Below are 24496 nucleotides of genomic sequence, written 5' to 3'. Positions count from 1 at the left end.
GTGAGAAGGTGGATTCATTCGAAATAAAGGTGATGCATAATATTCGAAAGCAGCAATTAGTAGTAGCAGGAGACCGTCTTCTCATCGCTTGCTCTGGTGGCGTTGACTCGATGGGCTTACTGTATTTTTTCCGAGCAATGTGTGCGCAGCTAGAAATAGAAATTGTCGTAGCGCATGTTGACCATATGCTAAGGGCGGAAGCCTCGGCAGCAGACCGAGAATTTGTTGAGGCGTTTTGTGTAGAAGAAAATATTAGGGTACATAGTACGGCGATTCCAATAGCCGATATTCTTGAAAAGGAAGGTGGCAATTTGCAGACGACTTGTCGCAGTGAGCGTTATCGTTTTTTAGCGCAAATTATGCGGCAGGAAAAGTGCACGAAGCTTGTTACAGCACATCATGCAGACGATCAGCTCGAGACGATGCTGATGGCTCTCGCAAAAGGCGCGACGATTAACGGCTTACAAGGAATGATGGCAAGTCGTTCATTTGCAGATGGTGAGCTTATTCGTCCCTTTTTAGCAGTAACGAAGGCAGAAATTTCTAGTTATTTGCAAAGTCAGAATGGAGTATATCGTGAGGATGCAAGTAACGCGAAGGATGATTATACAAGAAATCGCTTCCGTCAGCGTATTATTCCTTTATTAGTTGAGGAGAATAATCATATAGCCGCACATGCTGTTCAATTAGCTAGCCAGCTACAGCAGGATGATGCATACTTAATGGAGTTAGCAAAAGGAGCATATGCACGAGTAGTTAAGGAAAATACGGCAGAAATTTATACGATTGATGTTCATGCTTTTCAAAGAGAATCACCTGCTTTACAAAGAAGGCTCATTTTAATACTATTAAACTATATTTATAACGATTCAAGTACACTTTTTAGTCAATCATTATTATCATCTATCTACGCCTTATTTGAAACTACAAGTGGTAGTGCGACAATCCATTTACCGAAACATTACATGATGCAACGCGCATATGATACTGTGACTGTTTATCCACATAAAGTATTCGAGGTGCGTGAAGCGAAAGCATTAGCGTTAAATAAATGGCTCGATTATGGGCATATCTGGCTATTTGTAGGGACTTATACAGGGCAGCACGATGGCGAATGCTACTATTTTCAGTCAAAAGCAGTAAACTTCCCATTACATATTCGTACAAGACGAGAGGGCGACCGTATACAGCTTGCTAATATGATGCAAGGAAAACGGTTATCAAGGTTATTTATTGACTGTAAAATCCCTTTAGCGAAACGCGATAGCTGGCCGTTGTTAGTCGATGCAGAGGATGAGGTATTAGCTGTACTCGGTGTGCGTGTAAATAACAAATTTTCCAAGCAGCGACGCGGGGAGGATGATTGTGTTCTCATCGTGCGTAGCGCTCGTTAAAATTTGCAACAATTTGAGGGGGAATCACATATGATTCAAAACGATATTGAAAAAATTATGATTTCGGAGGAGCAGATTCAAGAACGCATTCGAGAGTTAGGCGCACAGCTAACAGCTGAATACGACCATAAATTCCCGCTTGCTGTCGGTGTTTTAAAAGGTGCAATGCCTTTTATGACAGACTTAATGAAGCGTTTCGACTCTTATGTTGAAGTGGACTTTATGGATGTATCGAGCTACGGCAATGCGACTGTTTCTTCTGGCGAGGTAAAAATTTTAAAGGACTTAAACACAAGTGTGGAAGGTCGCGATGTTATTATTATCGAGGATATTATCGATAGTGGCTTAACACTTAGCTACCTTGTCGAGCTATTTAAGTATCGCAAAGCTAAATCAATTAAGATTGTAACGCTATTAGATAAACCTTCAGGGCGCAAGGTGGATTTAAAAGCAGATATCGTAGGCTTTGAAGTTCCAGATGGTTTTGTAGTAGGATATGGATTAGATTACGCAGAAAAATATCGTAACTTACCGTACATTGGCATTTTGAAAAGAGAAGTGTATTCATTCTAAAATCAGAACATATGTAACGATTTTGACATAAATCGACTTTCACATATATTCTTTAGGGCTTTTCATTGTATCAAAAAATGAACGTATGTTAAGATTTTATCTATAGTTTTTCTGTTATGTTGTGAGGAGGCTGGGGATGAATCGAATATTTCGATATACCATATTTTATTTATTAATTTTTCTCGTAATAGTCGGGATTTTTGGCACTGTCAATGGCAGCAACTCTGCTGTTGAGGAGCTAGATTACAAAAAGTTTTTTGCGGAGCTGGAGTCTGGTAATGTTGATTCAGTGATGATACAGCCAGCAAAGGGCGTACTCTCAGTTGTTGGGGAATATAAAAAAGCTAACGATGATGAGGCAAGCAAAAAATTCACGCTGAATATTTTACAAAATGATGAGCAGGCAAAGGAGCGCATTTTTAATCTTGAAGAGGACTACGGTATCAAGGTTGAGCATGCGCCAGAAACAAGTGGATGGGTAAGCTTCTTTACAGGTATTATTCCATTCATCATCATTATCATTTTATTCTTCTTCTTGTTGAGTCAATCACAAGGTGGCGGTAATAAAGTGATGAACTTCGGTAAATCAAAGGCTAAGCTATATGATCAAGATAAGAAAAAGGTTCGCTTCAACGATGTAGCTGGTGCCGATGAAGAAAAGGCAGAGCTTGTCGAAGTAGTAGACTTTTTAAAGGATCATCGTAAATTTACTGAAATTGGCGCGCGTATTCCGAAGGGGATTTTACTTGTGGGTCCTCCGGGTACGGGTAAAACTTTACTTGCACGTGCAGTTGCTGGTGAGGCTGGCGTCCCATTCTTCTCGATTTCAGGTTCTGATTTCGTAGAAATGTTTGTTGGTGTTGGGGCATCGCGTGTACGTGATTTATTTGAAAATGCGAAGAAAAATGCGCCATGTATCATTTTCATTGACGAGATTGATGCAGTAGGTCGTCAACGTGGTGCGGGTCTTGGCGGTGGTCACGATGAGCGTGAGCAAACGTTGAACCAATTATTGGTAGAAATGGACGGCTTCGGAGCGAATGAAGGAATTATCATTATTGCTGCAACGAACCGACCAGATATTTTAGATAAGGCGTTATTACGTCCAGGTCGTTTTGACCGTCAAATTACAGTAGGGCATCCTGATGTAAAAGGGCGTGAGGCGATTTTAAAAGTGCATGCACGCAATAAGCCACTAGCGGATAGTGTGGATTTAGGAGCGGTAGCACAACGCACGCCAGGTTTCTCAGGTGCAGACCTTGAAAATCTGCTAAACGAAGCAGCACTTGTAGCAGCTCGTAAAAGCAAAAAATCAATTAATATGGCAGATATTGACGAAGCGTCTGACCGCGTTATTGCGGGTCCAGCGAAAGCAAGTCGCGTTTACTCGGCAAAAGAGAAAAAGCTTGTTGCATTCCATGAAGCTGGGCACGTAGTTGTAGGGCTAGAACTTGATGAAGCAGATACAGTGCATAAGGTAACGATTGTTCCTCGTGGGCAAGCGGGTGGTTATGCTATTATGTTACCGAAGGAAGAACGTTTCTTTACAACACGTCAAGAGCTGCTTGACCGTATCGCTGGTTTATTAGGCGGGCGTGTTGCAGAGGAAATCGTACTTGGCGAAGTGTCAACAGGCGCACATAACGACTTCCAAAAAGTAACGAGCATCGCACGTGCAATGGTAACTGAGTACGGAATGAGCGACAATCTTGGAGCAGTTCAATACGGTTCAAGCCAAGGGGGCAATGTTTTCCTAGGGCGTGATTTCAACTCGGACCAAAACTACTCTGATAAAATCGCTTATGAAATTGACAAAGAAATTCAAAATATTGTTGATGCTCAGTATGAGCGTACAAAACGCATTTTAACAGAAAAGCGTGAGCTATTAGATTTGATTGCTAACACATTAATGGAAAAAGAAACATTAAATGCACAGGAAATCGAGCATTTACGTGACTTTGGTAAATTGCCAGAAGTAGTTGAAGAGATTGTAAATGAAGTGCCTTCTGAAGTAGTAACAGAAGCACAGCCGACAATCGAAAAAGCTGGTTCTGCAACGGTTAATGAAGAGGTTGTAAGTGAGCAAACACCACCAACAACAGAAGATTTACCTGGGGAACATAAACCTTTAGGTAAGCTATCTAACGAACAACCACACAAGCCTCTAGGCAAAACTGTACAATCAGACGAAGAACACAAGCAATAAAATGGAGGCTGATGGGAAACTTACTTTCCCATCAGCCTTTTATAGTTAGCTAATGTTCACATAAGTTGAAGAAAGCACAGATAATTCAGAGTAAAGTGCAGATAACTTGAGAAAAACGCAAATAATATGAAAATAATGCTGGTCAAAATAGCATAAGTTTTTGCTTTCGTATGGTATGATTTTATGTAAAAGTGAAAATGAGCTGGTAGGTGTCGTATAGATGATTTTAGTAATGGATGCGGGCAATACGAATATTATTTTTGGCATATATAATAATCATCAGCTTCTGCATAATTGGCGTATTGTAACGGAGCGCAGTAAGACGGAAGATGAATATGCGATGCAGTTGAAAGCCTTTTTTTCTCATGAGGGCATTTCATTTGAACAAATTGAAGGAATTATTATATCCTCAGTTGTGCCACCAATTATGTTTGCTTTGCAGCGGATGTGTGAAAAATATTTTCGCATTAAGCCGCTGATTGTTGGACCGGGCGTTAAAACAGGATTAAATATTAAATATGAAAATCCCCGTGAGGTTGGAGCGGACCGCATTGTCAACGCCGTAGCGGCCTTAGTGGAGTATGGCATAGGTCGCCCAATAATTATTGTTGATTTTGGGACTGCTAATACCTATTGCTATTTAAACGAAAAAGGTGACTATATGGGTGGGGCGATTGCGCCGGGAATTGCGATTTCCACAGAGGCGCTGTATACGCGCGCTTCTAAGCTACCGCGCATTGAAATTGCACGACCTTCACAAATCGTTGGCAAAAATACGGTTGCCGCAATGCAGGCAGGAATTGTTTATGGCTTTATTGGTCAAGTGGAGGGCATTGTCAGCCGTATGAAGCAGCAGAGTGTTAAAGAGCCGTTAGTGATTGCAACCGGGGGCTTTGCCGAACTAATTGCAAATGAGACGCAATTGATTGATATTGTAGACCCATTTTTAACATTAAAGGGGCTTTATATTTTATATCAACGAAATTAAAAGGAAAGAGGATTTAACATGAAAGATTATTTAGTAAGAGCGATAGGCTTTAATGGACAGGTGCGTGCCTTTGCGGTTCGCACGACAGAAACAATTGGAGAAGCACAGCGTCGTCATAGCACATGGCCAACAGCTTCGGCGGCACTTGGACGTTCGATGACAGCAGCAGTTATGATGGGAGCTATGCTGAAGGGCGATGACAAGCTAACGGTAAAAATTGAGGGAGATGGACCAATCGGACCAATCATTATCGATTCGGATGCGAATGGTAATGTGCGTGGCTATGTCACAAATGGACAAGTACATTTTGATTTAAACGAGCAAGGAAAATTAGATGTGCGACGCGCTGTTGGTACAGAAGGGGCATTGACGATTGTAAAGGATTTAGGTTTACGTGATATGTTCTCAGGTCAAACGCCAATTGTATCTGGTGAAATCGCAGAGGACTTTACTTACTATTTTGCGACAAGTGAGCAGGTGCCCTCATCTGTAGGACTTGGAGTACTTGTCAATCCAGATAATACAATTTTAGCTGCGGGCGGCTTTATTTTGCAATTAATGCCGGGTTGTGAGGAAGAAACAATTGATGCGATTGAAGCGCAGTTGGCGTCAATTGAGCCTGTATCAAAAATGATTGAAAAAGGCTATACACCGGAGCAAATTTTAGAGACAGTGCTAGGGGAAAAGGGCGATATTTCAATTTTAAGTGAGGCGCCTGTACAATTTAAGTGTCAATGTTCAAAAGAGCGTTTTGGTGCGGCAATTATCGGTTTAGGTGCGAAAGAAATTCAAGAGATGATTGCTGAAGATGGAAAAGCGGAAGCACAATGTCATTTTTGCTTAGAAACATATAATTTTAGCCAGGATGAATTGGAAGGCTTCATTGATGAAATCAACGCGTAATATTCGCACAACACCAACACCACCAATAAAAACGCCACTTTCACAACGTCGATTAAAAACAAAACCGGCACTAATGATACTAGCAATTTTACTAGCAGGAAATTTGTTTTGGTTTATTATGTGGCTCTTGCCATCGAAAGATAAATCGAATAACGATGAGGTCGTTGCAACGATTGATGGAGATAATATCACACGTCAGCAATGGCTTGCTAAAATGGAAAGTATGTATGGAAAAGAAACACTACAAGGCTTAGTCAATGAAGCTGTTATGGAAAAAGCAGCGAAGCAACATAAAATTAGCGTATCGGATGAGGAAGTTGATTTAGAGCTAGCATTAATGCACTCAACTCAGGATATTACAGACAGAACATTCCAAAGTCTTTCTGATAAGGAGCTGCGTCAAAAAGTCCGAACGCAATTGATTTTAGAAAAGGTATTAGCGAAGGACATTATTATTACAGAAGAAGCAGTTGAAGGCTTTTATCAGGATAATCAATCGCTCTACAATATACCGACATCGTATAGGACGAGCATGATTGTAGCAGATTCTAAAGAAAATATAGATAGTGTGTTGCAGGAGTTACAAAATGGCTCTGAATTTTCTGTGCTAGCAAGAGAGCGCTCAATTGATACCCCATCAGCTAGCTTAGGTGGCGATATAGGCTTTATTACGGAGCAGCAGGCGAATATTGATGCCGCTATATTGAAAGCTGTCGCCAAGCTAGAAAAAGGGACAACGAGTGAGGCGATTGTTTTAAGTGATGGTCGCTATGCTGTTTTGCATGTAAGCGAAGTTAAAGAGGGGCAATCCTTTACATTTGAAGATGTGGCAGCGCATATTAAGCGTGTGTTAGCTGTGGAGCAATTATCGGCTAGCATAACGCCAGAAATCTTCTGGACAGACTATGATGTAAATTGGTTTTATGGGGAAGCGAAATAGCAGCTATAGCGTATTGAAAAAGTGAGGGGAGTGTCCGAAAAGTCGCCCCATCACTTTTTCTTTTTACTCTACAGAAAGGGAGGTGTTTTCCAAAATAAACTGTAATTATAGCGAATTAATTAACTGAATTTTCTGTATCTGTTACTTTTATATTCTTTAATAAGGGTTTAACGAAAGATGAATATTTTGAATGAGTTGATTCAAAAAATAGAAATGGCGATGCGATGTTGAGCCATTTTAATACAACGATAGAACCAGTTTATATTAATACAGATACAGTATTTATATTAGTAGATAATTGGTGGCGCGGAAAAGACAGCCGAGATTACGGTTCAATTTCAATAAAACAACTGAATGGAAAAGTTTTGGGTTATGAGAATTAAAGGTGGCGTCCCAAAAAGCATGCGTGGTGCTGCTTTTTGGGCGTTTAGGTTATGTTTTATTATTTTTAAATAATTTCAAAGGGTTGGAAACAGTGCTTTAAAAATCGAACTGAAACGTAATTTATTTTCTAAAAACAAACAAATATTTGTCTTTTTTGTGTCAAATCTATTTTAAAAAGCATATTATTGAAGAAAATTAGAATTCCTATTGATTTTATAAGAATTGACGAATATAATAACTTTATTGAAAATTGATTCGCGAATTTCAATGGAAAATAATATACATAGAAATTACTAAATTTTTTTTGTGTAAAACCAAGTAAATTTATATGTTAAATAAAATTAGAAGGAAGGTAAAGTTTAATGAGTTTGAAAAAATTTATTAATGTAGTAGGAATTATTGGTTTAAGCGCATTCCTTGTAGCTTGTGGTGGAAATGATTCGGCTACTGAAACGAATAAGCAAGATGTTTCGGCGGAGCAATCGGAAGGCGGACAAAAAATAGTTGTTGAAGATGCGGTTATTCCAGCAGAAAACCCAGCAGCTTCACCAGAAACGGCAATTAAACGTGGGGATACAGTTGTAGTTGGCTTGCAAGAGCCTGGCGGTGTATTTACGCCATATTTTAATACAAGTGGCTATGATGGAAACGTACAGTCTGTTATGTTTGAGCCTTTAGTAGATATTAATGCAAAAGGTGAAACGGTAGCAGGCTTAGCAGAGGACTGGGTTATTTCAGAAGACGGCTTAGTATACACATTTACTTTGCGTGATGGGTTAAAATTTGATGACGGTACACCTTTAACAGCGGAAGATATCGAATTTACATTAACTTTATTACATGACCCAGCGTATGCAGGTAACACAGATATTACAGAAGCAAGCATCGTTGGCGGGTTAGACTACAAAAATGGTGATGCGACAAGTATTTCGGGTATTACGGTAATTGATGAGCGCACAATTGAGATTACGACGGATAAAGTAAGTGCTCGTACTTTACGTTTACTAGGCGGTGCAGTGCTGAAAAAGGATTACTATGGCAATGGCTATGTGAAAGGTAATTTAGATTATTTAGCCGCATTACATCAAAAGCCAATTGGGGCGGGTCCATACCGATTTGTTGCTTACTTACCGGGGCAAGAAATTCGTTATGAGGCGAACGAGCATTATTATGGTGGTGCACCAAAAGCAAAAGGCTTTATTTATAAAACAACTGTTGGGGATGCACAGCAATTCTTCCAAACAGGTGAGTTAGATTATAGTGCATTAGCGGCAAACCAAGATAATTTTGAGTTTTTACAAGCATTAGGCTTCGCAGATATTAATATTTATACATCTTCAGCTTATGGCTATATGGTATTTAATCATGAAAAAGAGGTGTTTAAAGACCCGAAAGTGCGCCAAGCATTTTCATTGGGACTAGACCGTCAAACAATCATTAGCACATACTATCAAGGTTTTGCACAAGTAGCAAACGTACCTGTATCTCCGACATCATGGGCATATACTGCTGATGTAGGTTCGACTGATTATAATCCAGAAAAAGCGAAAACTTTATTAGAAGAGGCAGGCTGGATTGTCGGGTCAGATGGTATTCGTGAAAAAGATGGTAAAAAGCTTACAGTATATTACTTTACGACAGCAGGTGGCCTAGGCGATACGTTAATTCCAATTGCGAAGGAAAACTATAAAGAAATCGGCATCGATTTACAAGTGGAGCAAATGGACTTTAATGCGTTGTTAGCACGTGTAGATAAAGGTGACCATGATTTAGCTTCTTTCACAACAACAATGTTACCTGACCCGTATAACGGTGTTGAAGGCTTCCATTCGAAAAGCAATAACTCAACATTTAAAGGCTATGGTGATGAAGAGATTGACGCATTAATCGAGGCGACAATTGGAACGAATGATATTGCAGAACGTACAGCTGCATTCCATGAATTATACGAGGCATTAGAGGAAAATCCACCAGTGATTTATATGGCTTATACAAAGGTATTAAGTGGTGCTAATGCACGTATTGAAGGTTTCGAGCCAAATGGCTACCGCGGTATTGCAAGTAGCTTGCGCAATTTACAATTAGCGGAGTAATTAATTAACTTAATTCAGCATTCGTTGGGGCTGTCCAAAAAGCTGTGCATAGTCGGCATTTTGGACAGTAGCGATGATGTTTCACAAAATGATGATTCATATAAACAGAGAGCGCCTCTTTTAAAGATGTGATAAACATTGGCTTTAGTAGTGTTACCTTTCAGAAAAGTGGAGCGATGTAAACTTTTATTTCAATGGAATGTCAAAACAAAATGGACTTTTAGATAATCCCGACGAATGTGGGAAATTCAATTCAACGAGGGGTAGTTCCATACTTCCTGTTGCAAAGAGGAACCCAGTCTAAGACTATTGCATACTAAGATAACGATTAAGTGATCAACGTCATGTTGTCCAGACTTGCGGCGGATGTTACAGATTTTGAAGGAAGACCTGCACGATGCAGGTCAGTTGACCGTTGTCACACGACGTGGCGGTTTTAGGTTAACTTCCACCACCGAGCCCGAAAAAATCTGGACGCAATTACGCCGGGGCGTAATTGATTTTTGTAAAAGTAATGAAAAATCCGCTTTACTTGTCGGAGAGAAGCGCTGTAATCCTCTTTTTTGGGGTTACTCGTTCCACTTTCTGAATAAGTGGGAGCGGATTTTTCTTTGAAAATTTTAGAAAGCAGAAAGGAATGAGCTAATGAAGGGCTATGTTGTGAAGAGACTTCTTTACATGATTCCAACATTATTTGGGGCATCGATTTTAATTTTCTTTTTATATTCCTTAGTACCGGGAAATTTCATTGATGCAGACCAAAATCTAACGGCTGAACGAAAAGCAGAATTGTATGAATTGCATGGATATAATGAGCCAGTCGTTATTCGTTATTTTATTTGGCTAAAAAATTTATTAAAAGGTGATTTAGGCTATTCGCTACAGTTTCAATTACCTGTTGGTGAAGTAATCGGAAATTACATATGGAGTTCGTTTATCGTAGCGCTGGCATCGTTAATTTTGACGTGGTTAATCGCTATTTTAGTTGGAATCATATCAGCGATTCGACAATATTCAATATGGGATACATTTATAACAATTATTGTCTTTGCTGCAATGGCAACACCATCTTTTTTCCTAGGGTTAGTAATTATTAAAATATTTGCGGTTGATTTAGGGTGGCTGCCTGCTGGGGGCATGATTACTACTGGCAGTAACTTTACGGGCTGGGATTATGTAAAAGATGTGGCAGAGCATATGATTTTGCCCGTTCTCGTCTTAACAATGCTTGGTATAGGCGGCTTAACGCGTTATTTCAGAACGAATATGCTGGAAGTGATTAAGCAGGATTTTATGCGGACTGCTCGGGCTAAAGGATTGAAGGAGCGAGTTGTTATTTTTAAACATGGCTTACGAAACGCATTATTACCTGCGATTACTCTGTTTAGCTTTGAGCTACCGGCTTTATTTGGCGGTGCGATTATAACAGAGCAAATTTTTAACTGGCCGGGCATAGGTGCGATTTATATGCAGGCATTTTCAGTACGTGATTATCCGCTGTTAATGGGCTTCACGATGTTTATCGCGGTGCTAACAGTGCTTAGTAATTTACTGGCGGATATTTTGTACGCAATTGCTGACCCACGAGTACGGGTGAAAAAATAAGCGAGGAGTTGAAATTGTGGAAAGTAGTGCTGCAACGCTAAAGAAAAATAAAAAACTACCGAAGCCTTCTTCATTATTAAGGCAAATCGTAAGGCGTTTTTTGCAAAATAAAATGTCGCTTATTGGATTAGCGTTTTTAATATTTATTATTTTATTGTCTTTTATAGGACCTTTTTTTTCGCCGCATATAAATTTAGGCGTTGACCCAACGAAAATAAATCAAGCACCGAGTGCCGAGCATTGGCTTGGAACGGATAAATTAGGGCGCGATGTATTAACGCGCTTAATGTTAGCTGGACGCATTTCGCTATTAGTCGGATTAGGTGCGATGGTTATGTCCGTTGTCATTGGGGGCGTGTTAGGCATTGTCTCTGGTTTTTATCGCGGTATTGTCGACCAAATTATTATGCGCATTGCTGATGTGTTAATGACATTGCCTGGATTGCCATTACTATTTATTATGGCGGCGATTTTATCAGAATGGAAAGTGCCTACGGAGTACCGCATTTATATCGTCATGCTTATGTTAAGTATTGTCGGTTGGCCGGGCTTGGCACGACTTGTGCGCAGTCAAATTTTGAGCCTAAGTGAGCGTCAATTTATGCAGGCAACAGAGGCGCTCGGCTTGCGTGATAGCCGTAAGTTATTCAAGCATTTATTGCCGAATATAGTGCCCCTCTTAATTGTCTCGGGTACATTAAGCGTTGGTGGCGCAATTTTAAGTGAATCAACATTGAGCTTCTTTGGATTAGGTGTTGTGCCACCAGATGCCTCGTGGGGGAATATGATTACTTCCGCCAATTCACTTATTGATTTTCAAAAAAGACCTTGGCTATGGATTCCACCAGGTTTAGCTATATTTTTAACAGTTATTAGCATTAACTTATTAGGTGATGGGCTGCGTGACGCAATTGATCCAAATATGAAAAGGAGGTAGGGACTGTTATGGAAAATGCGGTGTTAGACGTTAAAAATCTTTTAACTCAATATTATACTGGCGATGGCGTTATTAATGCTGTTCATGATGTTAGCTTTTCGATTCCAAAAGGGCAGACGGTATGCTTAGTAGGGGAGTCGGGCTGTGGAAAAAGCGCAGTCGCTATGTCCATTATGGGATTGATTGATGCGGGTTCAGGTGGCATTAAGGACGGCGAAATTTTATTTGAAGGCAAAGATTTGTTAAAGATGAAAAAACATGAGCTACGTCAGCTCCGTGGTAATGATATTTCAATGATTTTCCAAGAGCCAATGACCTCTTTAAATCCCGTCTTAACAATTGGCGGTCAAATAATCGAGCCGTTAATGGAGCATGAGCTCATTTCGAAAAAAGAAGCGAAAAAAAGAGCATTGGAGCTAATTGAGCTTGTTGGCATCGGGCGTGCAGAGGAAATTTTTAATAGCTATCCTCATGAATTGAGTGGTGGTATGCTACAGCGTATTATGATTGCCATTGCGTTAGCATGCTCGCCTAATTTGCTTATTGCGGATGAGCCAACAACGGCTTTAGATGTAACGATTCAAGCGCAAATTTTAGATTTGCTTCGTTCATTAAAAGAGCAAAGAGATATGTCGATGCTATTGATTACCCATGATTTAGGGGTAGTGGCAGAGGTGGCAGACTATGTCATCGTTATGTATGCGGGGAGGGTGATTGAGGAAGGGCCTGTTGTGGAGCTTTTCCAAAATCCTAAGCATCCATATACGAAAGGCCTGCTAAAGGCAAAGCCGGTTATTAATCAAAGGCAAGAGGAACTATATACAATTGCAGGGCAAGTACCGAATTTAGCTACTTTAACACCTTCTTGTTATTTTAGTGAGCGCTGTGAGCAGTGTATGGCGATTTGTAACGAGCAAATGCCGGAAATCAAGGACTTGGATAATGGGCAAAGGGTAGCTTGCTGGCTATATGAAGAGGTGACAACGGTATGACGAACGAAGCGCCATTAATAGAAGTGAAACATTTGAAAAAATATTTCGGTGAAAAGGGCGGATTATTTCAGCGTAACGCAAGTGTAGTAAAGGCTGTGGATGGTGTTAGCTTTCAAATTCACCGCGGTGAAACATTTGGTCTTGTAGGAGAATCAGGGAGCGGTAAAAGTACGATTGGGAAAAGCATTTTGCGCCTTCAATCTATTACGGAGGGGGAGGTGTTATTCGATGGCAAGGATTTGCATAAGCTTTCCAATGCAGAAATGCGCTATTTACGACCTAAAATACAATTTATCTTCCAAGACCCGTATAGCTCTCTAAATCCACGCATTCGTGTTGGTGATGCTATTGGGGAGGCATTGCTAGACCATGGATTGTGCGAAAAGCATGAAGTGGCTGAGAAAGTGAAGGAAGTACTTGAAATATGCGGACTCTCTGAATACCATATGGAGCGTTATCCACATGAATTTAGCGGTGGTCAGCGTCAGCGAATCGGCATTGCACGTGCGATTATTTTGCAACCAGATTTTATTGTGGCGGATGAGCCTGTATCAGCATTAGACGTTTCCATTCAAGCTCAGATTATTAATTTATTTAGCAAATTACAGCGTGAAAGAAATATTACTTTTCTTTTTATTTCGCATGATTTGAGTGTTGTGGAGCATTTATGTTCACGCATTGGCGTGTTATATTTAGGAACGATGATGGAATTAGGTAGCCGCGACCAGCTATACAGCAATCCGTTACATCCATATACAAAAGCACTTTTATCGGCTGTACCAATCCCAGACCCGACATTAAAACGTGAGCGCATTATTTTAAAGGGAGATATTCCGAATCCTGCGAATCCACCAAGTGGCTGTAAATTTCATACGCGTTGTCCATTTGCGACAGAGCGCTGTCAAGTAGAAGTGCCTGAATTTAGGGAAGTTGAGCGTGGTCGCTTCGTTGCCTGCCACCTTGTGTAAAAAAATTTTGTATTAGGCTTATGAATGCGTTGACAACTTCTATACTTAATTGGTAATATGTGAGTTAGGTAAAGTCTATAAACTTAGTAGGAATTATAGAGGGGATGAATGAGATGAGTAAATTAGCAAATTCAATTGCAGATTTAGTAGGTCGTACACCGATTGTTAAGTTAAATAACGCAACTGGTGAAAACGAAGGCACAGTATATGTTAAGTTAGAATACTTCAATCCAGGCAGCTCTGTAAAGGATCGTCTTGCTTTAGCGATGATTGAAGCAGCGGAAAAAGACGGAACATTGCAAGCGGGCGGTACGATTATTGAGCCGACAAGTGGGAACACAGGTATCGGTTTAGCGATGATTGCAGCAGCAAAGGGCTATAAAGCAATTTTAGTTATGCCTGAAACGATGAGCTTAGAGCGCCGTAACTTACTTCGCGCGTATGGTGCAGAATTAGTACTTACACCGGGTCCAGAAGGAATGAAAGGTGCAATTGCTAAGGCGGAGAGCTTATCGAAGGAGCATGGTTATTTCTTACCGCAGCAATTCGAAAACGAAGCAAATGCTGAAATTCATCGTTTAACGACGGGTCCAGAAATCGTAGAGGCATTTGAGGGCTTAAAGTTAGATGCATTTGTAGCGGGCATCGGTACAGGTGGAACAATTACTGGTGCAGGGGAAGTGCTAAAAGAGAAGTATCCAGAAATTGAAATTATTGCAGTAGAACCGCAGGATTCACCAGTGCTTTCTGGCGGTAATCCAGGTCCACATAAAATCCAAGGTATCGGTGCAGGTTTCGTCCCTAAGGTATTAAATACAGAAGTGTACAGCTCTGTATTTACTGTTGAAAACGAAACGGCATTTGAAGTAGCTCGCAAAGTAGCTCGTGAAGAAGGTATTTTATGCGGTATTTCTTCGGGCGCAGCGATTCACGCAGCAATCGAAACAGCTAAGCGCCTAGGTGCAGGAGCAAATGTATTAGCTGTTGTTCCATCAAATGGCGAACGTTATTTATCGACACCGCTTTATCAATTTGAAGATTAATTTTATTGAATGGGGTGTGGGAGGCAACTGTCTCTCACACCCCTTTTTTTGGAAACGGGTGTTTCAATGACTTTATATCATTTTTTTGTGACAAAATCAAAATAGCTGCATCAAGTTTTTAGTGCAAAAGAAACTGTCTACAGAGGAATTCCTCTATAGACAGTTTCTATAATTTTCGGGTTTAATAATAGTATACGTAAAGGGGTGTTACCATATGGATAAATTACAATGTGTTACTTTATTTATGACAAAGGATGCGTTTTTTTATAGCTATAAAGAGCAAACAATATTAGAGAAAAGCCATGTGTTTTTAGAGAGTGGTCGTGGTGGGCGTTACTCGATTGCTGCATGGAATCCATTTGCAACGTTATATGCAAAAGAGGGCGGTTTACAAATTGAGGAGCGAAACGGTGCACGCTTTTTGCAGGGAGACCCATTAGTATTATTAGAGCAATACCTGCATGAGTACGAAATAAAAAAAGAGGACGAGCTACCTGATTTTCAGGGCGGGGCAGTTGGCTTCGTATCGTATGATTATGCTCGTCAAATCGAGCGCTTGCCAACGATTGCACTAGATGATTTGCAAGTGCCAGATATTTATTTTTATGTTTTTGAGCATTGGGCAGTGTTCGATGAAGAGACGAATCGTGTGACATTAATGAAGCGTCCTGAAAGTGAGATGGACTTGCAAGAGTGGGCACTTAAATGGCAAGAGGCCGCGGAGCAGGGGTTAGGCAAGCGTTTATTCCATGCTGAGAAGGCGGCTGAGGTAAAGAACGATGAAAGTGAGCTCTCTGTATCATTTTTAGGTGAGGAGTTTGAGCAAGCTGTGCGCAAAACACAGGAGTATATTGCACAGGGCGATGTATTTCAAGTGAATTTATCTGTGCGTCAGGCAAAGCCATTGCATGCAGCACCGATTGTTATGTATGAGGCGGTACGCTCATTTAACCCATCTCCGTATATGGCCTTTATTGCAGCACCAGAGTTTGCGGTTGTAAGCGGTTCGCCAGAATTGTTAGTGAAGCGCAAGGGTACAGCGTTATCAACACGCCCTATTGCTGGAACGCGTCCACGTGGTCAGTCAGAGGAAGAGGACATTCGTCTAGCACACGAATTAATTGATAATGAAAAAGAGCGTGCAGAACATGTGATGCTCGTTGATTTAGAGCGCAATGATTTAGGGAAAGTTAGCCGCTATGGCACTGTAGAAGTGGACGAATTTATGGTGATTGAACGCTATTCACATGTGATGCATATCGTGTCCAATGTGCGCGGCGAAATAGCGGATAACAAGACCAATGCTGATGTGATTCGCGCGATGTTCCCAGGAGGCACGATTACAGGGGCACCGAAAATTCGCACAATGGAGATTATTGAAGAGCTTGAGCCAGTGCGCCGCGGCTTATATACAGGCTCAATTGGTTGGCTCGGCTTTAACGGAGATATGGAGCTAAATATCGTCATTCGCACAGCTTATATTAAGAATGAAACGGCGTATATTCAAGCGGGTGCGGGCATCGTTATTGATTCCGTACCAGAAAATGAATATATCGAATCGCTTACGAAAGCGAAGGCGATGTGGCAAGCTAAAGGAATGGCTGAAGGGGTGTTAAAATGATTTTAATGGTTGATAACTATGATTCATTTATTTATAACTTAGTGCAATATTTAGGTGAACTGGGAGAAGAGCTCATGGTTGTGCGTAATGATGTGATTACGCTTGCGGAAATTGAAGAACTTGCACCAAAAGTAATTGTTATTTCTCCGGGCCCTTGCACGCCAAATGAGGCGGGGGAGAGTTTGAATATTATTCGCCATTTCGCTGGAAAGATTCCGATTTTAGGTGTTTGTTTAGGGCATCAAGCGATTGCGCAGGCTTTTGGGGGCAATGTTATTCGTGCAGAGCGCCTAATGCATGGCAAAACATCACCTGTTTATCATAGCGGTGTAGGTTTGCATCGTAAAAATGCCAATCCTTTTGCGGCGACACGTTACCATTCATTAATCGTAGAAAAGCATTCATTGCCGGATTGTCTAGAGGTAACATCGTGGACAGAGGAAGGCGAAATTATGGGCTTGCGTCATAAGGAGCTTGCGGTGGAAGGTGTGCAATATCACCCAGAATCAATTATGACAGAGGATGGTAAGCAGCTGCTCAAACAATTTTTAGAACTGTACTGCAAGGAGTGAGGTCGTATGATTTGCTGGATGAATGGTCAATATATAGGGGCAAATGAGCTGATGATATCGCCATTTGACCACGGTTTTTTATATGGCTTAGGCTTTTTTGAAACAATGCGTACATATCAAGATGTGCCCGTATTTTTGCAGGATCATTTCCATCGTTTGACTGAATCTTTGAATATGTACCGTATTTATATGCCGTACACACTAAACGATATAGCGGAAGTGATGCATCGTTTAAATGAGTTAAATGGCGGGGGTGATGGTTATTTTCGCATAAATGTATCTGCTGGCGTACATGATTTAGGTCTTGCTACTGCTGACTATCCACAACCAATTGTAATTATTTTTCGAAAGCCTCTTGTGCTGCCTGAGCGTGGGACAGAGAAGCAAGCTGTCTTATTAAAAACGGTGCGCAATAAGCCGGAAACCGAAGTGCGCTCGAAAAGTCATCATTTTGGCAACAATGTATTAGCGCGTATGGAACTGCCAAACTTATCTAGCTATGAAGGTGTTTTTTTAACAGAGGAAGGTTATGTTGCGGAAGGGATTACCTCAAATATTTTTTGGGCTAAGCATGGTGTGCTTTATACACCAGCTTTAGCTACGGGCATATTGCCGGGCATTACACGTAAAATCATCATGACGCTTGCAAAGGCGCAAGGGTATGAAGTGCGTGAAGGCCTATATGACCGCTATGATATACAAGAGGCACATGAATGCTTTGTAACAAACTCGATACAGGAGCTTGTTCCAATTTCATCGCTTGAGCATAAATCCTTTGCGGGGGCGGAAGGGGCTATTTATCAGCGCCTACACCAATCGTATATAGCGGAAATTCGGGATATTATTAAAGGGAGATAAACAATGCTAGAACATTATAAAACGCCGCTTGTATTAAACGGCATTCCACTAGATTTTCAAAAGGAAACAGTTATTATGGGTATTTTAAATGTGACGCCTGACTCGTTTTCTGACGGAGGTAAATATGATTCAATTGATGCGGCTATTACACAAGCGAAGCGCATGGTAGCAGAAGGTGCAAAAATTATAGATATCGGTGGAGAATCTACAAGGCCGGGGCATATACCTGTTTCTGAGCAAGAGGAGCTTGAGCGTATTCTCCCAATTATTCGCGCACTAGCGAGTGAGGTGCCGGCAATTATTTCTGTCGATACTTATAAGGCGAATGTGGCGCGTGCGGCAATTGAAGCGGGTGCGCATATTATTAACGATATTTGGGGTGCGAAAAAAGAGCCTAAAATCGCACAAGTTGCTGCTGAATTAGGTGTACCTATTATTTTAATGCACAATCGGCAGGATGAGGATTACGTCGATTATTGGGCGGATTTTAAAAAAGATATGCAGGAAAGCATTGGTATTGCAAGACAGGCAGGGGTGCCGGATGCCCATATTATGCTAGACCCAGGCATCGGCTTTGTGAAAAATTTACAGCAAAGTATTGAGACGATGCAGCGCTTAGACGAGCTAGTGGCGTTTGGTTACCCGGTGCTTTTAGCGACATCTCGCAAGCGGATGATTGGCACAATACTTAATCTACCTGTTGATGAGCGTGTTGAGGGAACGGCTGCAACCTGTGCATTTGGCGTGCAAAAGGGCTGCCATTTAATGCGTGTACATGATGTGAAGGAAGTAGCTCGCACAGTGAAAGTGATGGACGCATTAGTAGGCAAGTTCGAAGTGAAGGGGGAGTTGTAATGGATTATATACATTTACGTGATATGCAATTTTTCGGCTATCACGGTGTTTTAAAGGAAGAAAATGTGCTTGGTCAACGTTTTCGTGCCTCGGTTTCCCTTGCTGTCGATATACAACAGGCTGGGCAAACGGATGATTTGGAAAATACAGTGAGCTATGTTGGTGTTTACGATATTTGCCAGGAAATACTTGAGGGTAAGCCGTTTCAACTGATAGAAGCGGTGGCAGAAACCGTAGCAACAACTATTTTGCAACGTTATAAGGGGCAAATTTTCGGGTGTCGTGTGGAAATCATTAAACCAGACCCCCCAATTCCGGGTCATTATAAAGAAGTAGCTGTTGAAATTGTGCGAGGTAAATTTTATGAATGATGTATTTTTATCAATCGGCACAAATATCGGTGAGCGAGAAGCAAATTTACAACAGGCTGTGCAATTATTGCAGGCACAAGTTGAAGTAGTAAAAGTTTCATCGATTTACGAAACGGCACCTGTCGGCTATACAGACCAGCCGTCCTTCTTAAATATTGCTGTACATGTCCGAACAACGCGCAGTGCTACGGAGATGCTTGCCCTATGCCAAGGGATAGAGAACGAGCTTGGTCGAGTGCGTGATATTCGCTGGGGACCTCGCATTATAGACCTCGATATTTTACTTTTTAATCAGGAAATAATTGCGACTGAACACTTGCTTGTGCCGCATCCACGTATGTATGAACGTGCATTTGTTGTCGTGCCTTTAGTCGAAATTAGCGAAAGTTTTGAAAGTGAGCAAATGGCGCTAGCCCGTGATACACTAGACAAGTTAGATTTACAACAAGAAGGTATTATATTGTGGAAAAAATTTGAATAAAATGGGGCGTCCTCAAAGCTAGCAACTGCACAGATTTGAGGACGCAACGAGCTTGATGGTGCTTTTCCTAAGTGGAAAATTGAGATTTTCCCTCCGATGCGCTACCAAAACAAAATTGCCTTTCGGACAACTTCTAGCGATTTAGTGAAGGGGGCTTGCCCGTAGATACCTTTGCACCTGAAAGAAAGAGCTTAAAGTATAAAGAGGGAGGATACTCAAAGTGAATATTGCACAGCAAAAGCCATTTCAAATTGCAGACATCGTTATGGAAAATCGCGTCGTATTAGCCCCGATGGCTGGAATTTGCAACTCGGCTTTCCGTTTGACGGTAAAGGAGTTTGGTGCAGGTTTAGTTTACGCCGAAATGATTAGCGATAAAGGTATTGTTCAACGCAATGCCAAAACATTGGGCATGCTTTATATTGATGAGCGTGAAAATCCATTATCATTACAAATTTTTGGCGGGGACAAAGAAACGTTAGTAGAAGCGGCAAAATATGTAGAAGAAAATACAACAGCAGATATTATCGACATTAATATGGGCTGTCCTGTTAATAAAATTATTAAATGTGAAGCGGGCGCACGTTTATTATTAGACCCGAACAAAGTATATGAAATGGTCGCAGCTGTTGTCGATGCAGTAAAAAAGCCTGTCTCGGTAAAAATGCGCATTGGCTGGGATGAACAGCATATATTGGCGGTTGAAAATGCACAGGCGATAGAACGTGCAGGTGCATCCGCAGTAGCTGTCCACGGTCGCACGCGTGTGCAAATGTATGAGGGTAAGGCAAACTGGGACATTATTCGTGACGTCAAGCAAAGCGTCAACATCCCTGTACTTGGCAATGGTGATGTCGAAACACCACAAGATGCCAAGCGCATGCTTGAAACAACTGGTGTAGACGCCGTAATGATTGGACGAGCGGCATTAGGCAACCCATGGATGATTTACCGTACGGTACAGTATTTAGAAACAGGCGAACTAAAGGATGAGCCATCGATTCGTGAAAAAATGGATGTATGTTTACTACACTTCGAACGTTTAATGCAACTAAAAGGTGAAAGAGTCGCCGTGCGTGAAATGCGCAGCCATGCTTCATGGTACTTAAAGGGTATTCGTGGCAACGGTAAAATCCGTAACGCCGTTAACCAAGTGGAAACGAAGGAAGAGCTATATATGCTACTAAACGGCGTCGCAGCCGACTATGAAACACAAGAAAAATCGGCTTCCCTATAAATCTAATGGGAAGGCCGATTTTCGTCTTTCATATAAAGAGGGTAGAAGCCCAATTCTCCGATAGGACAAGGAAAATGCCAATTAATAAGAGTGAACCTCCGACTAGAACAGCAAAAATCACCAAAAGTCCCCCCTGATAGCCAAACCAATGGGACTTTCTCAAAATGTTCATCTACAAAAATTGCAAAAAAGATGAATCCCCTCTCGAAATTGTGTACAATAATAAAATATGGACAAAGCAGACCAATCAACTATAGGAGTGAATAACGTGTCAAATATAGAAGAATTAAACGATCAGCTTTTGGTGAGACGCCAAAAGATGACTGATATTCGCGAGGGTGGGCTTGACCCATTCGGTGGCCGCTTTGAGCGCACGCATTTATCAAATGAAGTAGTAGCAGAATTCGATGCTTTCGATAAAGAGCAGTTAGAGCAGGAGCCAAAAAGCGTAACGATTGCAGGGCGTATTATGACGAAGCGCGGCAAAGGAAAAGCGGGCTTCGCACATCTGCAAGACTTAGGTGGTCAGATTCAAATTTATGTGCGTAAAGATGCTGTTGGTGATGAGGCATATGAATTATTTAATAAAGCCGACCTTGGGGACATCGTTGGTGTGACAGGAAATGTATTCCGTACACAAGTAGGCGAACTTTCTGTTAAAGCGACAGAATTTATATTTTTAACGAAGGCGTTACGACCAATGCCAGAAAAATTCCATGGCTTACAGGACGTAGAGCAACGCTACCGCCAACGTTATTTAGATTTAATGACGAATGCAGAAAGCAAGGAAACATTTATTGCACGCTCTAAAATCATTCGCGCCATTCGCAACTACTTAGATAACAATGGCTATCTAGAGGTTGAAACACCAATGCTACATACAATTGCTGGTGGAGCTGCGGCACGTCCGTTTATTACGCACCATAATGCACTTGATATGGAGCTTTATATGCGTATCGCAATTGAGCTACACTTGAAGCGATTAATCGTTGGTGGCTTAGAGAAAGTATATGAAATTGGACGTGTCTTCCGTAACGAAGGGATTTCAACGCGCCATAATCCAGAGTTCACGATGATAGAATTGTACGAAGCGTATGCGGATTACAATGACATTATGAACTTAACGGAAAACTTAATTGCGCATGTGGCACAAGAAGTACTTGGCACGACAACAGTGCAATACGGTGAGGATACAATCGACTTAGCTGTAGGCTGGAAACGCATGCATATGGTAGATGCAGTCAAAGAGGCGACAGGCGTGGACTTCTGGCAGCCAATGACAGTTGAAGAAGCACGTGCATTTGCAGCGGAGCATGGCGTGGAAGTGCAAAATACACATGAAGTAGGCCATATTATTAATGAGTTTTTCGAGCAAAAAGTGGAGGAAACATTAGTACAGCCGACATTCATTACAGGTCACCCTGTGGAAATTTCACCATTAGCGAAGAAAAACCCAGAGGACGAGCGTTTCACAGACCGCTTCGAACTATTTATCGTGCGTCGTGAGCATGCTAATGCCTTCACGGAGCTAAACGACCCAATCGACCAACGCGAACGCTTTGAAGCACAAATGGCTGAAAAAGCAGCGGGTAATGATGAAGCACATGAAATGGATAATGATTTCATCGAAGCATTAGAATATGGCATGCCGCCAACAGGTGGTCTAGGTATCGGTATCGACCGCCTCGTAATGCTATTAACAAACGCACCATCAATTCGGGATATATTATTATTCCCAACGATGCGTCATACAGGGAAATAAAACAATAACGGCTATCTGGAAGTAGCGTGCTTGCCTACTTCTTTAGATAGCCTTTTTTTATGTAGACATATTTATTGAAATATTTAGTTGAATACACAGTAGAAAAGAACTGTTATTTGCTAAAATTATACTAAATTTGAAGTTTTAATAATGGGGGACGGGAAGGAATGAAGTGGCTATCAATTATGACAGTAATATGTACGTTACTAATAATAATCGGTTGTGCAGAGTTTTCGGAAGAAGAACAAGTGCTAGATAATCTAGCTGTTACAGAAGGAAGTGTCATTGATGTGGCTGCCACAAGCGATGAGACCCTAGCGAACGGCTGTTTAATGGGAGAAGTTTATATAGCATCCGAGGATACTTGTACATTGCCTTTGAATTGCAATGATGATGCTTCTTGCGTGGCACGTGGGGATGAGCTTGTCATAATGCTTGAAGAAGAGTACGGCTCGTTAATAGCAGAAGAATCGGTATCAACAGATTTAGAAGGCATTTACGAACTTTATGTATATGAAATTGATAACGAAGAGGAAATGATTCTGACGGATGATGACGTGACAGATGAGGATATGAATTATCATGCGGAGTTATGGTTTGATTTTGCGTGGCTAATACCCGAGACAGAGCGCCAGGGAATTAATCAATTTATTGTGTTTGAAAGTGGCGATACATTGGCCTATGTGCAGCAACATGATGATAGTGGTCAATATTGGACGCTTGGTATGAATGAGGAAAATATTGAGTTGGCATCCGAAACGATGATTACCTATCTACACGAATATGCGCACTATTTATCATTGAAAGATGGCGAACAAAATATGGGGGTAGAACTAGATGCTTGCGAGAATGTTTTAATTGAGGACGAGGGTTGCTTTTATGAAGATGCGTATTTGGTCTCTTTTTATGAGCAATTTTGGAACCCCTCGAGTGAAGATATAGATGATTATGTATCAGATTATGCAACAAGCTCTGTTTCAGAGGACTTTGCAGAATCCTTTGCACATTTTGTGTTAACAACAAGACCAGTTGAGTTAGCTACTATAGTAGATGAAAAAGTTGAGTTCTTTTATGACTGGCCTTATTTTGTAGAGTTACGTGCGCATATTTTAACTCGAGTAGCAACATGGTTAGTGCGTGCTGTAGAATGATTCTAGTTTTTTGCATTTTATGTGTTTAAATAAAGAGAAATAGAGTATAATTTTCTAGTCTTTTATTTTTTGTGCCAAAGTTAAATTGTAGGACACTGAAAATTTCTACCTTTAATCTGCTCGAGAAAGATGTAGACAAGAGTTAGTGGAGACGTAGTATAAGAAGAAAGTTTTAGTGGGGGTCTATAATGAATTATAGAATTATGAATAAACAAGTATTTGAGCAGGCGCAGCTTCGTTCTGTAGCGGATGTGGTATTCACAGAAGAAGAGCTAGAGAATGGCATGAAGCTAGCCACTTCTAAGAAAGATCCAACACTGACTTTATCTTTAGTGGATATAGATGGGCATAAGAAGTTTGATGTTCGTTGGGATGATTCGTCGGAGATTTTCAATGGCTGGTATTCTGCGTGGGATAATTTTTTATGGTGTTTAAGTATTGTTGAAGGTCAAGGCGAGTAATATTTGCAAGTGATAAAATAGGAATCTAAGTATAATAGAGGCTAAGATTCCTGTTTTGATTTGTTACGTGAATACTAGCGTTTAAAATGACTAATATTATT

At 41.0% G+C, this 24496-nt stretch carries 23 protein-coding genes; 22 read left to right on the top strand and 1 reads right to left on the bottom strand.

The annotated features are described in order from the left end of the window. Positions 1–8 precede the first annotated feature (8 nt). The 7 genes from tilS to MHB51_RS11100 all read left to right on the top strand — a co-directional run bounded on the left by tilS (position 9) and on the right by MHB51_RS11100 (position 9481). Entirely contained in the window at positions 9–1394 is a 1386-nt protein-coding gene (gene tilS / locus MHB51_RS11130) for a tRNA lysidine(34) synthetase TilS (RefSeq protein ID WP_066165534.1), read from the top strand. Between the two features lie 30 nt (positions 1395–1424). Next, positions 1425–1967, top strand: a complete 543-nt coding sequence (gene hpt / locus MHB51_RS11125) for a hypoxanthine phosphoribosyltransferase (protein ID WP_066165531.1) — start codon at positions 1425–1427, stop codon at positions 1965–1967. A gap of 136 nt (positions 1968–2103) precedes the next feature. Next, a complete protein-coding gene (gene ftsH, locus MHB51_RS11120; RefSeq protein WP_107943709.1) occupies positions 2104–4173 on the top strand; it encodes an ATP-dependent zinc metalloprotease FtsH in 2070 nt (689 codons plus the stop codon). Positions 4174–4393: 220 nt separating this feature from the next. Further along, positions 4394–5161, top strand: coding sequence for a type III pantothenate kinase (locus MHB51_RS11115; protein WP_066165525.1), 768 nt, complete (start codon positions 4394–4396; stop codon positions 5159–5161). Positions 5162–5179: 18 nt separating this feature from the next. Further along, positions 5180–6064 (top strand): Hsp33 family molecular chaperone HslO, encoded by an 885-nt coding sequence (hslO, locus tag MHB51_RS11110; protein ID WP_107943711.1) that lies wholly within the window; start codon positions 5180–5182, stop codon positions 6062–6064. Beyond that, a complete protein-coding gene (locus tag MHB51_RS11105) occupies positions 6027–7004 on the top strand; it encodes a peptidyl-prolyl cis-trans isomerase (RefSeq protein WP_342558158.1) in 978 nt (325 codons plus the stop codon). Before hslO ends, MHB51_RS11105 begins: the two co-directional genes overlap by 38 nt. 746 nt (positions 7005–7750) lie before the next feature. Continuing rightward, positions 7751–9481, top strand: coding sequence for an ABC transporter substrate-binding protein (locus tag MHB51_RS11100; protein ID WP_342558157.1), 1731 nt, complete (start codon positions 7751–7753; stop codon positions 9479–9481). Positions 9482–9485: 4 nt separating this feature from the next. Here MHB51_RS11100 and MHB51_RS11095 read toward each other — a convergent pair whose 3' ends face one another. Then, positions 9486–9620 carry a hypothetical protein gene (locus MHB51_RS11095; protein ID WP_342558156.1) on the bottom strand — a complete coding sequence of 45 codons (135 nt, stop codon included), beginning with the start codon at positions 9618–9620 and terminating at the stop codon, positions 9486–9488. Positions 9621–10126: 506 nt separating this feature from the next. Here MHB51_RS11095 and MHB51_RS11090 point away from each other — a divergent pair. The 15 genes from MHB51_RS11090 to MHB51_RS11020 all read left to right on the top strand — a co-directional run bounded on the left by MHB51_RS11090 (position 10127) and on the right by MHB51_RS11020 (position 24395). Beyond that, the gene (locus tag MHB51_RS11090) at positions 10127–11086 is read left to right on the top strand and encodes an ABC transporter permease (protein ID WP_342558155.1); all 960 of its coding nucleotides are present in this window, start codon (positions 10127–10129) and stop codon (positions 11084–11086) included. A 16-nt stretch (positions 11087–11102) separates the two neighbouring features. Next, entirely contained in the window at positions 11103–12023 is a 921-nt protein-coding gene (opp4C, locus tag MHB51_RS11085) for an oligopeptide ABC transporter permease (RefSeq protein WP_066165511.1), read from the top strand. 8 nt (positions 12024–12031) lie between these two features. Beyond that, positions 12032–13015, top strand: coding sequence for an ABC transporter ATP-binding protein (locus MHB51_RS11080; protein WP_066165508.1), 984 nt, complete (start codon positions 12032–12034; stop codon positions 13013–13015). Further along, entirely contained in the window at positions 13012–13983 is a 972-nt protein-coding gene (locus MHB51_RS11075) for an ABC transporter ATP-binding protein (RefSeq protein ID WP_342558154.1), read from the top strand. The genes MHB51_RS11080 and MHB51_RS11075 overlap by 4 nt, the downstream gene beginning before the upstream one ends. A 113-nt stretch (positions 13984–14096) precedes the next feature. Beyond that, on the top strand, positions 14097–15026 hold the full coding sequence (gene cysK, locus MHB51_RS11070) for a cysteine synthase A (RefSeq protein ID WP_066165503.1): 930 nt from the start codon (positions 14097–14099) through the stop codon (positions 15024–15026). A gap of 214 nt (positions 15027–15240) precedes the next feature. Next, entirely contained in the window at positions 15241–16647 is a 1407-nt protein-coding gene (locus MHB51_RS11065; RefSeq protein ID WP_342558153.1) for an anthranilate synthase component I family protein, read from the top strand. Beyond that, entirely contained in the window at positions 16644–17219 is a 576-nt protein-coding gene (gene pabA / locus MHB51_RS11060) for an aminodeoxychorismate/anthranilate synthase component II (RefSeq protein ID WP_066165498.1), read from the top strand. Before MHB51_RS11065 ends, pabA begins: the two co-directional genes overlap by 4 nt. 6 nt (positions 17220–17225) lie before the next feature. Beyond that, positions 17226–18077, top strand: coding sequence for an aminodeoxychorismate lyase (gene pabC, locus MHB51_RS11055; RefSeq protein ID WP_066165495.1), 852 nt, complete (start codon positions 17226–17228; stop codon positions 18075–18077). A 3-nt stretch (positions 18078–18080) separates the two neighbouring features. Then, positions 18081–18932, top strand: coding sequence for a dihydropteroate synthase (gene folP / locus MHB51_RS11050; protein ID WP_066165492.1), 852 nt, complete (start codon positions 18081–18083; stop codon positions 18930–18932). Next, positions 18932–19303, top strand: coding sequence for a dihydroneopterin aldolase (gene folB, locus MHB51_RS11045; protein WP_066165489.1), 372 nt, complete (start codon positions 18932–18934; stop codon positions 19301–19303). The genes folP and folB overlap by 1 nt, the downstream gene beginning before the upstream one ends. Next, on the top strand, positions 19296–19784 hold the full coding sequence (gene folK / locus MHB51_RS11040) for a 2-amino-4-hydroxy-6-hydroxymethyldihydropteridine diphosphokinase (RefSeq protein WP_342558152.1): 489 nt from the start codon (positions 19296–19298) through the stop codon (positions 19782–19784). The genes folB and folK overlap by 8 nt, the downstream gene beginning before the upstream one ends. A 220-nt stretch (positions 19785–20004) precedes the next feature. Continuing rightward, positions 20005–21021: a tRNA dihydrouridine synthase DusB gene (gene dusB, locus MHB51_RS11035; RefSeq protein ID WP_107943718.1), complete on the top strand. Its 1017-nt coding sequence runs from the start codon at positions 20005–20007 to the stop codon at positions 21019–21021. 259 nt (positions 21022–21280) lie between these two features. After that, a complete protein-coding gene (gene lysS, locus MHB51_RS11030; RefSeq protein WP_342559484.1) occupies positions 21281–22783 on the top strand; it encodes a lysine--tRNA ligase in 1503 nt (500 codons plus the stop codon). 167 nt (positions 22784–22950) lie between these two features. Continuing rightward, positions 22951–23934, top strand: coding sequence for a putative zinc-binding metallopeptidase (locus MHB51_RS11025; RefSeq protein ID WP_342558151.1), 984 nt, complete (start codon positions 22951–22953; stop codon positions 23932–23934). Between the two features lie 188 nt (positions 23935–24122). Continuing rightward, complete coding sequence (locus MHB51_RS11020; RefSeq protein WP_342558150.1) at positions 24123–24395, top strand: hypothetical protein; 273 nt, start codon at positions 24123–24125, stop codon at positions 24393–24395. Positions 24396–24496: the final 101 nt, after the last annotated feature.

This window comes from Metasolibacillus sp. FSL K6-0083, from assembly GCF_038630865.1.
Classification (GTDB): Bacteria; Bacillota; Bacilli; order Bacillales_A; family Planococcaceae; genus Metasolibacillus; species Metasolibacillus fluoroglycofenilyticus.
Note: the sequence above shows the minus strand (reverse complement) of the source record. Positions and strands in the feature narration are given on the sequence as shown.

Bases quoted from the DNA above. Each gene is read 5' to 3' on its own strand.
- hpt (WP_066165531.1), top strand. From the start codon at position 1,425: ATGATTCAAAACGATATTGAAAAAATTATGATTTCGGAGGAGCAGATT.
- ftsH (WP_107943709.1), top strand. From the start codon at position 2,104: ATGAATCGAATATTTCGATATACCATATTTTATTTATTAATTTTTCTC.
- MHB51_RS11115 (WP_066165525.1), top strand. From the start codon at position 4,394: ATGATTTTAGTAATGGATGCGGGCAATACGAATATTATTTTTGGCATA.
- hslO (WP_107943711.1), top strand. From the start codon at position 5,180: ATGAAAGATTATTTAGTAAGAGCGATAGGCTTTAATGGACAGGTGCGT.
- MHB51_RS11105 (WP_342558158.1), top strand. From the start codon at position 6,027: ATGAATTGGAAGGCTTCATTGATGAAATCAACGCGTAATATTCGCACA.
- MHB51_RS11100 (WP_342558157.1), top strand. From the start codon at position 7,751: ATGAGTTTGAAAAAATTTATTAATGTAGTAGGAATTATTGGTTTAAGC.
- MHB51_RS11095 (WP_342558156.1), bottom strand. From the start codon at position 9,620: ATGTTTATCACATCTTTAAAAGAGGCGCTCTCTGTTTATATGAATCAT.
- MHB51_RS11090 (WP_342558155.1), top strand. From the start codon at position 10,127: ATGAAGGGCTATGTTGTGAAGAGACTTCTTTACATGATTCCAACATTA.
- MHB51_RS11080 (WP_066165508.1), top strand. From the start codon at position 12,032: ATGGAAAATGCGGTGTTAGACGTTAAAAATCTTTTAACTCAATATTAT.
- MHB51_RS11075 (WP_342558154.1), top strand. From the start codon at position 13,012: ATGACGAACGAAGCGCCATTAATAGAAGTGAAACATTTGAAAAAATAT.
- cysK (WP_066165503.1), top strand. From the start codon at position 14,097: ATGAGTAAATTAGCAAATTCAATTGCAGATTTAGTAGGTCGTACACCG.
- MHB51_RS11065 (WP_342558153.1), top strand. From the start codon at position 15,241: ATGGATAAATTACAATGTGTTACTTTATTTATGACAAAGGATGCGTTT.
- pabA (WP_066165498.1), top strand. From the start codon at position 16,644: ATGATTTTAATGGTTGATAACTATGATTCATTTATTTATAACTTAGTG.
- pabC (WP_066165495.1), top strand. From the start codon at position 17,226: ATGATTTGCTGGATGAATGGTCAATATATAGGGGCAAATGAGCTGATG.
- folP (WP_066165492.1), top strand. From the start codon at position 18,081: ATGCTAGAACATTATAAAACGCCGCTTGTATTAAACGGCATTCCACTA.
- folB (WP_066165489.1), top strand. From the start codon at position 18,932: ATGGATTATATACATTTACGTGATATGCAATTTTTCGGCTATCACGGT.
- folK (WP_342558152.1), top strand. From the start codon at position 19,296: ATGAATGATGTATTTTTATCAATCGGCACAAATATCGGTGAGCGAGAA.
- MHB51_RS11025 (WP_342558151.1), top strand. From the start codon at position 22,951: ATGAAGTGGCTATCAATTATGACAGTAATATGTACGTTACTAATAATA.
- MHB51_RS11020 (WP_342558150.1), top strand. From the start codon at position 24,123: ATGAATTATAGAATTATGAATAAACAAGTATTTGAGCAGGCGCAGCTT.